Source organism: Alteromonas sp. I10 (genome assembly GCF_003201515.1).
Classification (GTDB): Bacteria; Pseudomonadota; Gammaproteobacteria; order Enterobacterales; family Alteromonadaceae; genus Alteromonas; species Alteromonas macleodii.
Map to the genome: position 1 here is coordinate 102,565 of NZ_QJJN01000011.1, position 16,940 is coordinate 119,504.

At 44.9% G+C, this 16,940-nt stretch carries 11 protein-coding genes; 10 read left to right on the top strand and 1 reads right to left on the bottom strand.

Features of this window, described 5'->3' with window-relative positions; translation table 11 throughout:
* Window positions 1–112: 112 nt before the first annotated feature.
* Entirely contained in the window at window positions 113–3,091 is a 2,979-nt protein-coding gene (locus tag BZA03_RS18310; protein WP_110289520.1) for a bifunctional diguanylate cyclase/phosphodiesterase, read from the top strand.
* An 11-nt stretch (window positions 3,092–3,102) separates the two neighbouring features.
* Window positions 3,103–3,477: a PH domain-containing protein gene (locus BZA03_RS18315; RefSeq protein ID WP_110289521.1), complete on the top strand. Its 375-nt coding sequence runs from the start codon at window positions 3,103–3,105 to the stop codon at window positions 3,475–3,477.
* Between the two features lie 231 nt (window positions 3,478–3,708).
* Here the strand turns inward: BZA03_RS18315 and BZA03_RS18320 are convergent, their stop codons facing one another.
* Window positions 3,709–5,922, bottom strand: coding sequence for a S9 family peptidase (locus tag BZA03_RS18320; RefSeq protein WP_110289522.1), 2,214 nt, complete (start codon window positions 5,920–5,922; stop codon window positions 3,709–3,711).
* A 70-nt stretch (window positions 5,923–5,992) separates the two neighbouring features.
* Between BZA03_RS18320 and BZA03_RS18325 the strand changes: the two genes are divergently transcribed.
* The 8 genes from BZA03_RS18325 to BZA03_RS18360 all read left to right on the top strand — a co-directional run bounded on the left by BZA03_RS18325 (window position 5,993) and on the right by BZA03_RS18360 (window position 16,940).
* Complete coding sequence (locus tag BZA03_RS18325) at window positions 5,993–6,616, top strand: NAD(P)H-binding protein (RefSeq protein WP_014950755.1); 624 nt, start codon at window positions 5,993–5,995, stop codon at window positions 6,614–6,616.
* A gap of 140 nt (window positions 6,617–6,756) precedes the next feature.
* Window positions 6,757–7,575: a tRNA1(Val) (adenine(37)-N6)-methyltransferase gene (locus BZA03_RS18330; RefSeq protein ID WP_110289523.1), complete on the top strand. Its 819-nt coding sequence runs from the start codon at window positions 6,757–6,759 to the stop codon at window positions 7,573–7,575.
* Between the two features lie 13 nt (window positions 7,576–7,588).
* Window positions 7,589–8,077, top strand: a complete 489-nt coding sequence (locus tag BZA03_RS18335) for a YgjV family protein (protein WP_014977436.1) — start codon at window positions 7,589–7,591, stop codon at window positions 8,075–8,077.
* A gap of 294 nt (window positions 8,078–8,371) precedes the next feature.
* Complete coding sequence (locus BZA03_RS18340) at window positions 8,372–8,944, top strand: hypothetical protein (protein ID WP_014950752.1); 573 nt, start codon at window positions 8,372–8,374, stop codon at window positions 8,942–8,944.
* Window positions 8,922–11,147 carry a UDP-forming cellulose synthase catalytic subunit gene (gene bcsA / locus BZA03_RS18345; protein ID WP_014950751.1) on the top strand — a complete coding sequence of 742 codons (2,226 nt, stop codon included), beginning with the start codon at window positions 8,922–8,924 and terminating at the stop codon, window positions 11,145–11,147. The genes BZA03_RS18340 and bcsA overlap by 23 nt, the downstream gene beginning before the upstream one ends.
* Entirely contained in the window at window positions 11,144–13,420 is a 2,277-nt protein-coding gene (locus tag BZA03_RS18350; protein ID WP_049588724.1) for a cellulose biosynthesis cyclic di-GMP-binding regulatory protein BcsB, read from the top strand. The genes bcsA and BZA03_RS18350 overlap by 4 nt, the downstream gene beginning before the upstream one ends.
* Window positions 13,414–14,520, top strand: a complete 1,107-nt coding sequence (locus BZA03_RS18355; protein ID WP_110289524.1) for a glycosyl hydrolase family 8 — start codon at window positions 13,414–13,416, stop codon at window positions 14,518–14,520. Before BZA03_RS18350 ends, BZA03_RS18355 begins: the two co-directional genes overlap by 7 nt.
* Window positions 14,517–16,940 (top strand): cellulose synthase subunit BcsC-related outer membrane protein, encoded by a 2,424-nt coding sequence (locus tag BZA03_RS18360; protein ID WP_110289525.1) that lies wholly within the window; start codon window positions 14,517–14,519, stop codon window positions 16,938–16,940. The genes BZA03_RS18355 and BZA03_RS18360 overlap by 4 nt, the downstream gene beginning before the upstream one ends.

The following is a 16,940-nucleotide window of genomic DNA, read 5'->3' on the forward strand; positions in this document are numbered from 1 at the left end:
TACAGTGCCAGATACTATGAGATAACGCTAGAGCCTATACCACATAAGACAATTCATATTTATTTAATAATTCTACTTTAGTATACCGGCGCTGGTTACCGGAGACAGGCACATGTTAAGCAAACACAACCATCGTATTTACGCCTTACCTACGGTTTTGTTTCTTTTTCTCACCTTTTTATTTGTTTCAGCTGGTGTTTTTATTCAAAACGATGAACGCGCAGCACGTATTTCTAAAGCGCAGTCGGTTGCCGAGCAGGTAAAAATTAGTCTTGAAGTTTTCTCAAGCGAACGTATTCAAGCGCTGCACAATTTAATGCAAAATTGGCCTACCTTTGAGCCAAACCAAGTAGACTGGTTTAATGCGCAAGCCTTGTCATTAATGGGTATGCAGCGAGGCTTTTCATCGTTGGTATTTGTCGATGCGAGCGGTGAGATAGCGTGGGTGACAACACCATCTTCCGGTATTAAAACCCGTATAGACAACAGTTTGATTGGCGAGCCTATGGAAGCGTTAGGCTTAAACGTGTCGCATTTGTCCGAAGAATTGGAAAGCACACTCTTATATTCAGATGCCGCTAAACACCATTTTATTATTGTAGGTAGGGCTATAAGCCCTCAAGAGCCTGAACATGGGTTTTTAGTGGCGGGTTTCAACATACAAACCATATTAACCGTGATGTTAGGCGAGTTAGTTGGCCCGCAGTTTAACTTTAAGCTTAAAGCCGACAAAGCAACGCTGTTTCAAAGTGGTGAGTTAATCAATGATGGCACTATTGTGTCGCTTTTGCCGTTCACGTTTTTAGAACGGGATTTTTCCCTTTCCATGCAATCCCAGTTAAGTCCTTATAATGCTGGCTTTTTGATCATGATGATTGGTCTGTTGATGTCGGCTCTGGTGAGCTACGTACTGCATAAGCAGCTTAAAGGCGCGGTTAATTTATCTTTAAGTCAGCAGCGTTACCTTACTGCTAGCGAAGCATCCCTAGACGCGCTTCTTATTTATCAGCCCACAGACGATGATTTTTTTCTAGTGGAAGCAAATTCATACAGTCGCTATTTGTTTCGCGGTGCATGTGACGTCTTGCAGCCTATGAGCTTAGCTGAGCAAACGCGCTTTTTAGGCTTAAGCAGTGAATTTAAAAACGCCAAAAACGTTGCTGAACTTGGCGTGCCTTATGAAGCCCACCTCGCCATTCATAGTGATAAGATTGCGCCTCAATGGATAAAAGTTCAGGTGGTAAAAGCTGGTGACAATATTGCGGTGACCGTAAGGGACGTGACGGAACGTTTTCGCGCCCAGCATGATTTAAAGCGTAGCGAAGAAAAGTATCGTCGGTTAGTTGATGGCATGCACCGTCACTTTGTTTACACCAAGACCGTCGATCACAACTTTATGTATGTGAGTGCTGGGATTGAAAAGATCCTGGGTTTTAGCGCAGAAGACTTCTGTGCGAACGAGTCGAGGTACGTTCGCCAAGTACCTGACGAGACGTTTGAGATACGTCAAACCATTGCCCGTGGTGAAAAGCCCGAGCCTTATATTGTGCATTATCAAGGCAAAGTCGGTACACCGTTAGCGATTGAGTTTTCAGACACCCCCATTGTTGACGAACAAGGCGTACTGGTGGCTATCGAAGGCATAGCGCGCGATGTGACCAAGGAGCTGGCGCTGCAGGAAGAAGTGTATTTTCAAGCTAACCATGACCAGTTAACCGGGCTGTTTAATCGCTATGCATTTGATGAAAAACTGCGAGAGATCCTTGATGAAACACATAAAGACGTTGTTCCGCAAGGTAATAACGCAACTTTGAGCCAAGTTGGTTTTAAAAAAGCGGCAAACATCTATTCGCCTCGCGCTTATCACAAGCAAAGCGTAATGTGCTTTATCGATATGGATAGGTTCAAATTAGTTAACGACAGCTGTGGTCACCCAGCAGGTGATAAGCTACTAAAAGAGATCTCCACCATATTTAGGCAATACGTGAATGGGCAAGACTTGCTTGCCCGAATAGGGGGAGATGAGTTTTGTATTATATTTCGCAACCAGAGCCTAGATGAAGTCACGAAGCGATTAGATAAACTTTTAGTGGCAATTTCAAACTACCGATTTGTTTATGACGACAAGTTGTTCTTTGTGGGGGCAAGCATTGGCGTTATCGAAATAAACGAGAGTACACAAAGCGCAGAAGCGTTAATTAAAGCGGCCGACAACGCATGTTACAAAGCTAAACACCTGGGTCGAAACCGTTACTTTGTATTTCATGATAACGACTCGCAGATGGCCATTGATGACAGTGAAAACCAGGTGTTACATGCCTTGCACCACGCACTACAAAACGACGGGTTTGAGTTGTATAGCCAAGCAATCATGCCGCTTAACGTGCCCAATCAAGAAAAGACCGCCCAACTTCAGCATTACGAGATTTTGCTTCGTCTAAATGCAAAAGACAGTGGCCTTATAAGCCCGGGGCTTTTCATCCCGTTAGCAGAGCGTCACGGTTTAATGAACAAAGTGGATATGTGGGTAATAGATAACACCCTTAAAACCCTTGAACGTAACCCCGCTCATATCGATAACGTAGGCAAAGTCGCAATTAATTTATCAGGTATTACACTGGGAGATGAAATGGCGCTGCACAACATTGCCAAGCGCATGCAAAGTACCTCTGTACCTGCTGAGAAAATTTGTTTTGAGATTACAGAAACAACAGCGGTAACAAACTTAAGCGCTGCTAAACACTTTATTTCTACGTTACGTGATTTGGGGTGCAGCTTTGCTCTAGATGACTTTGGTGCAGGTATGTCTTCATTCACTTATCTTAAAAACCTTGATGTTGATTACGTTAAGATTGACGGCTCCTTTGTGCGAAATATCGTTCACGATCCTATCGATCATGCTACAGTAACAGCGATAAATAATATTGCGCACAGTATGGGTAAACAGACCGTAGCCGAGTTTGTGGTCGATAACGCGACCGCCGAAGTGTTACGAGAGCTTAAAGTAGATTTCGGTCAAGGCTTTGCTTTAGATAAACCCAAGCCGCTGGCGCATAGAGTTCAATGGCGAGTTAAACTTGCCTCTGCCTAAAAGGAAATGTCATGGGTTTATTTGATACCATCATGGGTAATGCAAGCGAGACTAGCGCTTCAGACGTTCAAGAAGAGCTTACGCCTATACTTGCTACTAACGAAACTGTTACCTCTGCGTTTAAGCTAGTGCGCGATTTAAGTGTATTCACGAACAAGCGCCTAATCCTTATTGATAAGCAAGGCCTTACCGGGCGTAAAGTGAACTATCACTCCATTCCTTACAAATCTATTACTCAGTTTATCGTTGAGACAGCAGGGCATTTTGATACTGACGCCGAGCTTAAAATTTGGCTGTCGGGCAAAGCCGATCCTATTGAGATTGAACTAAGTGCATCGTCTGCTCAGGCGGTACAGCAAAACCTAGCAACCCAGATGTTTAGCTAGTTTCTGCATTTGTAATACTTGATAGATGCTTTGAAGTAGCAAGTAAAGAAAGTCTAATCACCCTACAAGTGCACAAAGCGCTACAACGCAAACATGCACAAAATAAGCGTTAATTAAACTGACCAAAAAAAAGCGATGCCTTCATAAGCATCGCTTTTTGCTTTTTACTGCTTTCTAGGGCTTGTTGAGCTTAGATGTACAGAGATCAACAGGCCCCAGGCTCTAACCGTATTAGTCTTTCAAGTTACGGTTAAAGAAGTTAGTAATAGTTTTGTATAAATGAATGCCCGTTTGCTTGCCACGAATGCTGTGCTTCTTGCCCGGGTAATCCATAGTTTCAAATGGAATTGCCAAGTCTTGAAGATGCTTGTATAGCATGGTCGAGTGGGTAAACAACACGTTGTCATCTGCCATGCCGTGGTAAATCAAAAGGTCGCCCTTCAGGTCTTTTGCGTAAGGGAATACTGAAGACGCAGTGTAAGCATCATCATCTGTATTTGGGTTGCCCATGTAGCGTTCAGTGTAGTGGGTATCGTATAGGCGCCAGTCAGTTACCGGCGCACCTGACACACCCGCTGCAAAATAATCGCCCGCTTTGAACATGGTCATCAGCGTCATGTAGCCGCCATAGCTGTGGCCATGAACACCAATACGCTCAGCATCAACGAAAGGAAGTGTGCGTAAGAACTCTACGCCAGCAACCTGATCGTCCACCTCAATAAAGCCCATTTTTTTATAAATAGGATCTTCAAAGCCTTTACCGCGATAGTTAGAGCCGCGGTTATCTAACGTAAATACCACATAACCTTGGTCAACCCAGTGTTGGAATAGCAAACCACGGTTACCCGCCCAGCTGTTTGTTACCACTTGTGCGTGCGGGCCGCCGTAAAGGTAAACAATAACAGGGTGCTTCTGTTTAGGATTCTTTTTAGCACTGTCAGGCGTATAAATTCGATACTTAAGGGTTGCGCCATCCTTTGTGGTGATGTCACCAAACTCAGGTGCCGTCCAGCTACCCATATAAGCGTGCAAAGGGTGACCTTCTTCAACTTTATTTTCTTCAAGCCAGGTAATTCGCTCGCCGGTAGCACTATTTAGGCTAACTTGTGCAGGAGAGTTAATCGTTGAGAAACGGTCAATAAAGATAGAGGCATCTTTGCTAAATGCCGCGCTGTGATACGCGCCTAGTTCAGTGATACGCGAAATTTCGCCGCCATCTAGAGGCACGCTGTAAACATGGCTTTCTAGTGGCGTGTCTTTGCGGCCAGAGAAATACAAACGGTTGTTTGCAGTATCAATAGCTTCAACGCTGTCCACTACCCAGTCGCCTTTGGTTAATTGCTTAACCAGCTTGCCGCTGTTGTTAAATAGGTAAAGGTGTTTAAAACCGTCACGCTCAGACGCCCAAATAAATTGGCCTTTGTCTTTTAGGAAGTAAAGGTCGTTGTGCAGGTTTACCCACGTGTTGCTTGATTCTGTAAGCAGCACGTTTTCTTTTTTACTGTTAAGGTCGAACGCGCGAAGCTCCAGTGTTTGTTGGTCGCGAGTCTGCCACTGGTAGGTAAAGGTGGTGCTATTTGGCATCCACTTACCGCGGGCAAAATAAATGTCTTTGTCTTTACCTAAATCAACCCAGGTGCGATCGCCAGAGTTGATGTCTTGAACAGCAAGTTCCACCAATACGTTTGGCGTACCCGCTTTCGGGTATTTTTGTTCGATAAGTTTGATGTCGTCAGCATAGATTTCAGAACGCGTGATCACATCTACCGGGCTTTCATCAACTTTGGTAAAAGCGATTTTAGTTTCATCTGGCGACCACCAGTATCCGGTCATACGGCCCATTTCTTCTTGCGCCACAAATTCGGCCATACCAAATTTAATGTTGTCGCCACCTTCTTTGGTAATTGCCGTTTCTTTACCCGATTCAATGTGTTTTACATAAAGGTTCTGGTCGCGAATAAAAGAGATGTAGTTACCTTTTGGCGATAATTTAATATCAGTTTCAAAAGCGTCAGTATCTAAAAGTTGCTTCGCCCCTTTTTCACCCAGCTTGTGATAAAACACATCGCCACCTAATGGGAAAAGTAATGCTTTACCATCGTCCGACCACTGGTAGCTTACAATACCGCTGCCAGATAAACGCATACGCTCGCGTCGCGCTTTCTCTTCATCAGAAAGCACTTCTTCGCCGCTTTGTAGGTCGTTTGAGTCGAAAAGCATGCGAGTTTGGCCACTTTCAATATGGTATTCCCATAGATCTAGGCGCTCGTAGTCGGTTTGCTTACCTTTAAGAAATGTTACCCGTTGACCGTCAGGTGATACTTTTAACGAACGGGGTGCGTTGCCATCGAGTGAAGGAGAAGAGAAAATACGCTCAATTGTGAGCGTTTCAGCGTTTAAAGCAGTAGAGAGCATAGCGGCTCCAATTAAAAGGGCTTTTTTCATTTTTATCTGCATATTTGACTGTCGAAGGTTTGATTGTAGTTATATCAATTTATGATACAAGGTGCGACATATGAAATCCGCAATGGTGCTAGGAGCGACAGGTTTAGTGGGACGAACGCTTGTAAATATGCTGTTACAGGATAGACGGTACAATGAAGTAACCTGCTTAGTCAGAAAACCGCTCTCCTCCAGTATGTTTAACGACCCTCACAATCGCCTAAAGCCCGTGGTTATCGACTTCGACAATCTACAGGACTATCAAGGCTACTTTAGCGTAAATCATGTTTATTGCTGCTTGGGTACCACGCTTAAAAAGGCCGGGTCTAAACAAGCCTTTCGCCGTGTCGATTTTGAGTATGTTCACGTTGCTGCGCAGCTTACCCGAGCTCAAAGAGCAGATAGTTTTGTATGGATATCATCGGTAGGCGCTGATGCTAAAAGCAGTAACTTTTATTTACGAGTAAAAGGCGAGCTAGAAAACGCGATTATGCGAATGCCTCAGTTACCCCATGCCTCTGCCGTACGCCCTTCGTTATTGTTGGGCAATCGCGACGAGTCGCGGACGCTAGAAGATATAGCGCAGAAAACGGCGCCCATATGGCAAAGCATAATGAAAGGCCCGTTAAAGAAATACCGACCCGTTCATGCCGTTGACGTGGCCAGAAATATGATGTCGCTGCAGCGCTGGAAATAAGCGCTCACAGTAAATGTCACAACCTTAACGTGAAGCACAACCCGACTTGATATAGAATGCGCGCCTTTTAACGCACTAGGTAATACGACTTCCTTATGTTCCGCTGTAAACAATTCACCGTAGCACAGGACAAATGCGCGATGAAAGTGAATACCGACAGTCTGATTTTAGGAAGTTGGGCACAGTTTCGCGCAAACCTCAGCCATGCCCCACGTATCTTGGATATCGGCACCGGCAGTGGCATTTTAGCGTTGATGATGGCCCAAAAAGCAGCGCACTTTTGCAATCCGAACGGTGAAGAGCAGAATGTTCAAAGCAGTTCAATTGACATCAGCTCGTTCGATAATGGCGCAGCCAGAATTGACGCGATAGAAATAGATGAGCAAGCCGCAGCGCAGGCCGCTACCAACTTTAAAAATGCAAAATGGGCCAAACAGCTGTTTATTTACTGCTGTGATGTAACTGGCTACACCTCCCCCCACTTGTATGACCTAGTGATTTCTAATCCACCTTACTTTGACACGCCAGCTACACTTTCAAATGCGTACAGCAAGCAAAGCCAATCTCGCTTGGTGGCAAGGCAAACGTCTGCATTGGGCCCAGATGAACTTTTTAGTGCAAGCAGCAAGTTGTTAATAGAACAAGGGCAAATGTACTGTGTGTACCCAGCGTCGATGGAAGCCTCGGTTATCGAAACTGCTGAAGGTTATGGCCTATCGCTGGCAGATATTCTTTATGTAAAGCATACATCTAACAAATCGCCTTATCTTTGCGCGTTCCACTTTAAAAAAGTAATGGAGGGCGCAAGTGATAATCTTAAAAACGTTACTGCACATCGGGAATGGCCGAGCTTAATAGCGAAAAATGCAATCAAAAATGAGCTGATAATTAGGGATCAAAAGGGCGAATATACCAGTGAATACAAAGCCCTTTGTCAGCCTTTCTACCTTAAATTTTAATGAGCTTATATTAATGAACATAGTTGCAGAAGGCTTTGGCGCAATAGCCGTTGTTTTAAATTTTATTGGGTATCGCCAAACTAACGTAGACAAGTATTTGCTTATTTCTGCGTTTGCCTTAAGTGCACTTAGCGTGCATTTTTTTATGCTAGATGCCATGGCCGCAGGCATTGGAACACTGCTTGCCAGCGTTCGTAACTTTATTGCCATTAAACATAGAAGCAATGCCATTTTATTTTTCTTTGTTGCGGTGAATCTAGGCTTCCTCGCTTATGAGTGGTTTGTGCTAGAGCACAGCTGGATAATCTTCATTGCCTATGCGTCATCACTTATTTTTACAGTGGGATCTTTGGTTATCCGCAATACGCACACTATTAGAAAGGTTTTTCTTGTTGCTGAAACTTTGGGGCTGTTATATGCCATTTCCGTGGGCAGTATTTTTGGAACGGTATTCAATGTAAGTAACTTGATCAGTATTTTAAGTAAGCTGCGCAAGCCCTAACGCTTTAGCAATAAAACTCACCTTATCAATTAGTCTAATTTGCCCACTTTAATCCCGTTTAGTCGGGCTGCTTTTCTGCGACTTACGCTACCTGCTATATGGCTTTTCATATAGTCTACACACCCTTGTAGGCCTTGCCCTACATGACTTATACCAAAGTTCAATGAGCTAAAGTTCAATATCAATTTGCGTATGTAAGCGTATCATTATTAATCAGTAAGTATGGTTTCAGCAATTTTTCCTCTGAATGTACGGAAGTAGACTCAGTGTGTAGTAATGAGGGGAGTGTGCGCAGTGAAATTAGTAGATAACTCACAACAATTTGACCAATCACCTACGCTTGAACAATCGTTTCAGAGCGCTATTAATGAAGGCGCTGCGGTAAACGTGTTTGAGCTTGCTCAACAGTTTAAAAATACCAACCCTGCTTTTAAAAAACCTCAACTGGTTGAAGAACGCACGAGTTTAGAGACAGAGCAGCTGTGGAAGAAGCGTCTTTCGATGCTGCTTGATGCAGAAAATAAACTTATGAAAGTTATACGTTTTCGCAAAATTACTGGTATATTTACCGTTGCAAGTATGGCTATGTTTTTATTTTCCCTGTACATAGCGCCAACAATGTCGCCAGTATTGTTCTATGGCCTTATTGTTGTAGCTGCATTTGGAATGGCAACGTATCCGGCGTGGTTGTTAGCGTCTAAAAGCAATAAAAAGCAGAGAGATGACATTTCTCGTTTGTTTTATAAAAGTAATCACGAGATTGAAATGTCGGACGGTAAAATTACGTTAATTAACAGGGCGAACTATGCAAGTGTAACGCAAATACACGTATTGGATCGCAAACTTGGACTATTCGCAAACTCGTAGACAACACTACACCTCTCAGTTCATTATTGTTCTGTTAGTAGCATCCTTTATTCTTGGGGTGCTACTGCTGGCACCCATGGATGCATTGGGCCAGCTTCTCTCTTCAATCGTTATCCTCATTGCAATATCCTTGTGCAGCAAAGAAGCGCGGCACACGCAAAAATACCAGCATTTATTCCGCATTTTAGCTCTGGTGCTAGCCATTGCGCTTAGCGTCAGGTATTTGCTGTGGCGTGGTATTTACACGCTAACCTACTCAGATTTTCTTTCAATGATTGCCGTCTGGCTATTATTTGGCGCTGAAATTTATGCGGGGATCACTTCAGTGTTAGGGGCGATCGTTAACGCGTTTCCGCTCAGTCGACCGCTTTTGTCCCTGGAAGGGGTAGATAAATCAACTCTGCCCAGTGTAGACGTCATGATCCCGAGTTATAACGAAGATGAAGGGATATTAGAAGTTACTATCCGCGCTGCAAAAATGCTCGATTACCCTAAAGAAAAGCTTCGTATTCATTTGCTTGACGATGGCGGAACCGACCAGAAAATTAACGCTGAAAACCCTGTGTCAGCGGCCACTGCAAAACAGCGGCGACAAGATTTGCAAGCACTGTGCAAACGCTTGGATATTACCTATCACACTCGAGCAAAAAATGAGTTTGCCAAGGCGGGTAATGTGAACAGTGCAATACAAAATACCACGGGTGATTTGATTGTTATCTTGGATGCTGATCATGTTCCTACTTCGGATTTTCTTGATAGAACCGTGCCGTGGATGCTTAAAAACGAGAAGGTCTTTCTCGTTCAAACCCCTCATTTTATGGCTAACCCAGATCCTGTTGAGCGTAACTACTTCTCTGCGTTTACTCGCATGCCTTCAGAAAACGACATGTTTTACGGCACTATACAGAAAGGCTTAGACTACTGGGGGAGTTCCTTCTTCTGTGGATCAGCCGCATTGATGAGAAGAAAGCACCTCGATTTGGTTGGGGGTATTTCCGGCGACTCTATCACTGAAGATGCAGAAACCGCGTTAGATCTTCACAAAATGGGCTACGAGTCTGTATATGTGGACAGACCTATGGTAAGCGGCCTTGCGCCAGAAACTTTTGATGCGTTTATTCAGCAGCGTATGCGCTGGGCACAAGGCATGACGCAGATTTTACTACTTAAAAAGCCTTTTAAAGCGCAAGGACTAAAATGGTATCAGCGAGTGGGCTACATGAGTTCAATCATGTTTTGGCTGTTCCCGTTTGCTCGCATCATCTTTTTGCTTATGCCACTGGCGTATTTGGTCTTTGGGCTTCAGGTTTACCATGCATCGATGCTGGAAATTTTTGCCTTCACCCTGCCTCACGTTATTGCCACATACATGATATCCACCATGCTCTTTGGGCGAACCCGATGGCCCTTAGTGTCAGAGTTATATGAAATACTACAGTGCGCATTTACGCTAAACGCATTAATCAAGGTTTTCTTAAAGCCGCGGGCACCTTCATTTGTTGTAACACCAAAAGGAGAGAGTCTTGACAGAACCTTTGTATCGCCACTATCGAGCGTGTTTTACTGGCTAATATTGGTAATCACATTCGCATTAGGGAGCGGTGTCTATAAGTTCATAACAGAGCCTCTTACACGGGAACTTACTGTGGTGGTCATGTTGTGGAATGTATTTAATTTGATTCTATTGTTGTCTGTTCTTAGTGTGTTATTAGAGCGGAAACAGGTGCGTAGTCAGGCACGCCTACCAGCTACCAACAGTGTCGTTATTAAGACTACAAGCGATGAAGCATGGGTTGGAGATTTGGTCGATCTTTCGCTAGGTGGAGCTCGGTTACGCTTGAAAGGTGAGGGAGCGTTAGTACCTGAAAATGCCACGCTCACATCGTGGAGTCACGCATTGAATAAGAACGTTCATTTGCCAATTAGCGTTCTGCATTACGACAATAGGTCAAAAATTCTTCGAGTTCGCTTTATGCCTCAAACCGAAGAACAAGAAAACGAAGTCGTCGCCTATTCACTGTGTGATAGTCTGCGCTGGATGTCGTTTCAACGAAGAAGAACAAGGGCTATCTCATACTGGTTCGGCGCAAAACATGTGTTGAAAGTTGGGTTAAAGCCTGTTTTATTGCATATGCTTGTATTAATGGGGAAATTCGCCGGGAAATTAGGTTTGCTTGCTAAACCGGCAAAGGAAAATCAATGATAAAAAAATACCTTATGTTCATCGTATGTTTGTGCATGCCTTTTACCCTAGCGGCGCAAACTGACACGTATCGATTAACCGACTTTTTTGGCGGTGAAAGTACCGTGCGCTTGCAGGGAAAATCTGCCTCCATTGATATTCCAATTCCCCTTAGTTCAGTAACTGATGTGGACAGCGCGCTACTTACATTAGAAGTGGTCAGCTCGCAGGCGTTAATCAAAAAACGTTCTCAGCTGTATGTGAGATTCAATAATGCGACCATTGGACAGATTGCGTTCGACCCAGACAGACCTTCTCTTGTATCTGAAATTGCGATCCCTACTTCATTGTGGCGAGCCGGGTTTAACTCTCTGACACTAGCGGTAAGCCAGCACTATGCCGAGCAATGTGTTGACGGCAGTGCGCCTGAATTGTGGAGCGAAATTAATGCATACAACTCAACGCTAAAAATTGCGACGTCGGTGAATGAAAAGCGCTTCACGTTAGATGAGCTGAGCGGATTCTTTAATCCAGGAATTGGCGGACAGCGAAACGTTCAGCTTTACACGGCGCGAGAAGCTGATGATCAAATTAAATATCAGACACTTCCCATTGTTGCTCAAGCACTGTCTCTTAGGAATCAATATCAGCCGCTTATTATCGAGCATGACAGCTTTGATGATGGTTACGTTTTGCCCCAGCTAGAAGACACAGAAAATAGTTTTTGGAACGACCAAAATGTTGCTCGCTACGAGCGTGCTGCATGGTATCTCAAAGCCAAGCAAAAACAGCCTGTTCATATTCTAGTTGGTACAGTCGACGCATTATCACCTGTGTTATCTGACGAAGTGATTAACGACATTGATGGCGCGTTTCTAAAAGCACAGCGCACACCTGCGTTTGTTAAGGACAGCAACGTTATTGTACCGGCTAGTTACCGCCTTATTGTCAGCGGTACTACGCAAGATGAAGTACTTGAGGCAGCGAAAGCCTTGGCGGTAATGGACGATGCGATTAACCCTATTTCACAAGTTACCGTACTTTCACAGTCACAAATGCAGGCGGAAACGCTGCAGCGTCATCGCATTCTGAACCCAGACAATCACTACACATTCCAAGACTTTGGTGTGGCGACCACTCAGTTTAGGGATGAGGGGAACTTCACCAAACGGGTGTCATTCAGATTGCCTGCAGATTTTTATGTACCTGAAAACGCGAGCGTGAGCTTGCTCTTAGACTTTGGATATGGCGCAGGTTTTGGGCCAGGTTCGGTTATGAATGTAAGCGTGAATGACGAACTTGTACACGGTTTGTCTCTTAATAATATTAACGGACAATCCTACCGAGACTATCAGCTAAGAATACCTGCACGGTTCTTCAAAGGCGGGACGAATAATTTAGACTTTGCGGTAACCATGAGAGCGCCATTAGCAGGTGTGCCTTGTGATGATATTCCTGGTTCCCACCTCGTGTTCCAGCTTGATGATTCTTCGGCAATAAAGCTACCTGATGCAGGAAACGTGGCAGTTCAACCTAATCTCGTCTTGCTTTCAGAAACGGCTTACCCGTTTGCGCGCTTTAAGTCAGCACCATCGTCAACCATTGCTATTCCGTCAGATGACTATTTAGATACAGCGTTAACTCTTTCAGCGAAATTAGCGCAAGTAGCCCAAGTGCCTTTATTGAACGTGAAAATAGCAACTGGAAACGACATTACAACCGAAGGTTCTGTGATTGTTCTAGGTACCCCTGAAAGCTTAACGAATATTGAGCAGTCTGAATTCAGTACGGCCATTGAGGCAACGAAACGCTGGTCTTATCGGTTACAGAACAATCTGTACAATCGCGTAAGAAACCTGACTGACGATCAGTCTTTCAAAGAAATGCGCATAGACGGTCATACCGTTCAAGAAAGTGACTTAGGTGAGCAAGCAGTACTTACTGCACAGGCACACCCTGTTTCATCACAAACCGATACCTTGTTCATTGTTGCAGCGCAGACGCCGGAACTTCTTCAAGCTAGAGTCGAGGATCTGGTTAGTTTGTCGATGTGGGGGCAGATGGCAGGAGATTTCTTCGCATGGAAAGATGGTCTTTCGCCATCACTCATCATGCAGGTAAGCGATAAATATGAAGTGGGTGAAGCCGACGACAGCTGGCTGCATTTACGACTATGGCTGTCTAACAACCCGTGGTATTGGTTAATAGGCTTTATATTGGTTGTATTTGTGGTAAGCCTACTTATTTACCTGTTGCTTAAACGCAGAAATAAACAAGTGCAAGACTCATGGTAAAGCTGCATTACGCAACAAAAGCGACGCTAGTGATAGGTTTTTTGTTCCTGTTGGCGTCGTGCTCTACCAAGGAAGATAGCGAATTCAAGTCTCAGTACATAGCGTATAAGGCATTGTTTGTTGACGGCGGGCGCGTGGTAGACACAGGAAATGATGATGTGTCTCACAGTGAAGGGCAAGGCTACGGTATGCTCTTTGCCGTCGCCGCCAACGATAAAGACACCTTTGATGCATTATGGCACTGGACCCAACGTACGCTCATGCGCGAAGACGGGCTCTTTAGCTGGCGCTACCGACCTTGTGTGGATAATTCATCTTCTTGTATCGATGACCCTAATAATGCCTCTGATGGTGAGATTCTTATTGCGTGGGCATTATTGCGTGCAAGTGAAAAGTGGGGCGTTAGTAAGTATGAGGAGGCCGCCAGGAATATTGTACGTGCTGTAGAGCAGAAACTTCTGGTGGTGAATAATAACAGTGTAGTGCTCTTGCCAGGGGAATACGGATTTGCATCTGACCAAACAGGAAATAGCAGCCTTCAGCTAAATCTGTCCTATTGGGTTTTTCCCGCCATAACTGACCTGTCTTCGCTGTCGGATACTCCGTCACGTTGGGAAAGCCTATTCGAGTCGGGCTTGATCTTGCTGTCGAATATGCAGTTTTCTACCTACCAATTGCCCAGTGATTGGGTGCGTTTCACCCCTAATAGTGCTGAGTCCGATAACAGTAAGATTGGTGCGTTAAGTTTAGATAATGTGATATCGCCTGAGTTTGGTTTTAATGCGATCCGTATACCGCTTCAGCTAGCATGGTCCCCACGTTTTCGCCAAAACGCTAGATTAACTGAGAAGCTACTTTCTCCCTACTATGCATGGTGGGCGATAACGCCTACGCCAGCTACCATCAACCTGTTAAACGAGGAAACCGCTGAGTACGAAATGTCTAAGGGAATGCGTTCAGTGCAGATGGCGGTAAACCGCTTGATGAAATCAGAAGAAAAGCAAAGGCCAGAGTGGCCTGAGATCAATCGAAACATGGATTATTACTCGGCAAGTTTAACGCTGCTTTCTATGCTAGCAGTTTTGGATAACGCATCGTGAAAACTCGGTTTACTCGCACGTCTTTGTATCTGGCACTAGGCGCTTTGGCCACGTCACTTGTGTCGGTGCAGGCATACGGACAAGCTAAAACAACGTACAAAGAAAAAGATCTGGGTATATTACCTGCACAACAAGATCAGCCGGATTTAACAGGGCTTTGGTACCATATTAATGAGCGACAGATTCAGCAAGCCAATGAAGAGTTTACGCGCTTAAAAGCTCGTTACCCTACGTGGCAGGTGCCACAAGAAGTCGAAACCGAACTAAACAGAATAAACGGCCGCTTAAAAGGTACTATCAAGCCTGTAGTGTCAGAGCCAAGAGAATCGCTTCAGGCTTTAAAAAAGCAGCCTAATAAGCCCGCTTCTAAAGCCCTCCCGCTCGAACAATTTGCTCAGTTAACGCCGAAAGCCAGAGCAAATACGCCGAAGCAAAAAGTAGAAACGCTTATTGCATTGAGCAATCAAATTAAGCGTACTGATTTTTACTTGCTTATGGGTTGGACCGCCATTGATAAAGGCATGTTAGAAATGGCAACGCAGCAGTTCTCTCAGGCCCAACAATCGGCAGTTCGGGATATCGATAAACAATCCGCTCAACAAGGCCTTAACAGTGTCACTGGTATTAAGCTACAGCAGGCATTGTCTTTGCGCGATACGACAACGCTGGAGCAATTTCTCAAATCTGATAACAGCGGCTACGTGAAAGAAGTGCTGCAGGGCGCGGCATGGCAACAATACGACTTGAAAAATTACGACTTTGCTGACGCGCTATTTAGTTTGGTGAACGATTACGAAGGTAGGTATTTGTCACTTAGCGCGCAAAGCAGCGACACGGCCAAGCAAAGCGCGTTCGACCTAGCATGTAGTATCAATACTGAGGTTTTCATTCGACGCTGTGCTGATGGTCTGGCTAGCCGACAGGCTCAGTTTTACGATACACGGCGCTACAAGCAAAGTATTGAGTCAGGCGAAGCACTCGCCCGCTTGAGACCGTTAAGTGTAGATGAGCAAGCACTAATTGGGTGGGCTGCTAAAGAGATACAAGACACCACAACCGCCACCACAGCGTTCGAGCGAGTGCTCGCGAAGACGCCAACCGATGCGGTAATTGCCAATGAATTGGTTACAATTAATCAAGACGACGAAGCCACTCTGAACCGATTGGAGCTGAGATACAGTGCGGTAAAAAGCATATTGCAAGAACGCACCACACGTAACGCCTGGCCCAGAAAACAGTTTTGGCTAGCCTATCAAAATCGCGATGCGCGGGGAGTTACAGCACAAACTAAAGGTGGCCTAAGTGCAGTCTACGGTATTAATACTCGCAGTCGAAGCGGAAGTGAGGGGCTCGGTAATTTCGATGTTCTGTCGCAATATATTGGTATTGGCAGCGGTTATGAAAACTGGCTGTGGCAAGTATCACTCGACTATAAGCAATTCTACAGCGGTCGCCCTCAAGTTGGAGACTGGTTTGGTAACAAACAATTGAGTGGAGCATTTTCGGGAATAAGCGGCTTCGAAGATAAGGGGCTTCGCGCCGAAGCGCATTATCAGGCACCTGATTTCAATTTTTACGCTAACCTTGAATATGCCATGTTCGATCAACCCGTTGGCGCTAAAGTAACCGGGCAGATATCTGCAACCAAATTTCTTACCAGTACAACGGTAGCTGCAACCTTGTTTAGAAAGGCAAAAGAAGACAGCTTATTAAGCCAAACCGGAACCTTCAATGCTGATCATGCGAAACCTTGGGGCTACGTGATAGAAAGTGGCATAAGAGGGTTAGTAGCGCATGCAGTGGCCGACAACTGGTCTGTTGCAGGTACTGCTCAGGTTAGTCGCTTAGAAGGCGAGCAGGTTGCCGATAATAGCGCGTTCTCTCTACGGGGGGATGTAAGTTACGATATTGCTACCATGATATCTCCAAAGCTTGACTATTGGCGTGTAGGGCCATTCTTGAGCTATACAAGCTATGATAAAAATTTAAGCGGCTTTACGGTCGGCAATGGTGGTTACTTTAGCCCCAGTCAGTTTGTCAGCATCGGGGGCTATTCAGAGCTGTTAACGCTTGAGGCGCTAAACTGGCAAGTTAAACTTCGAAGTTCGCTTGCGCTTTCACGTGTTGAACAAGACGATGATCTGCGCTTTCCGATTGGAGGTGCATTTCCTACGGCAGACGAGAACGCGACCCTTGGTGAAAGCTCAGATACGGGTTTAAGCGGAAATTTTATGGCTGAAGGTCAGTATCGAATCAATCACAACTGGATTGTAGCTGGGTATATAGGAAAAGCATTTGCGGTTGAGTACCAAGCATTTGAAGCGGGTATTCAGATAAGGTGGCGAGAAGGGCGAGATGCTGGTGTAACAAGCGATGAGCTTTTGCTGTCTTCGCCAAGATTAAGCGGCTTTGCACTATAA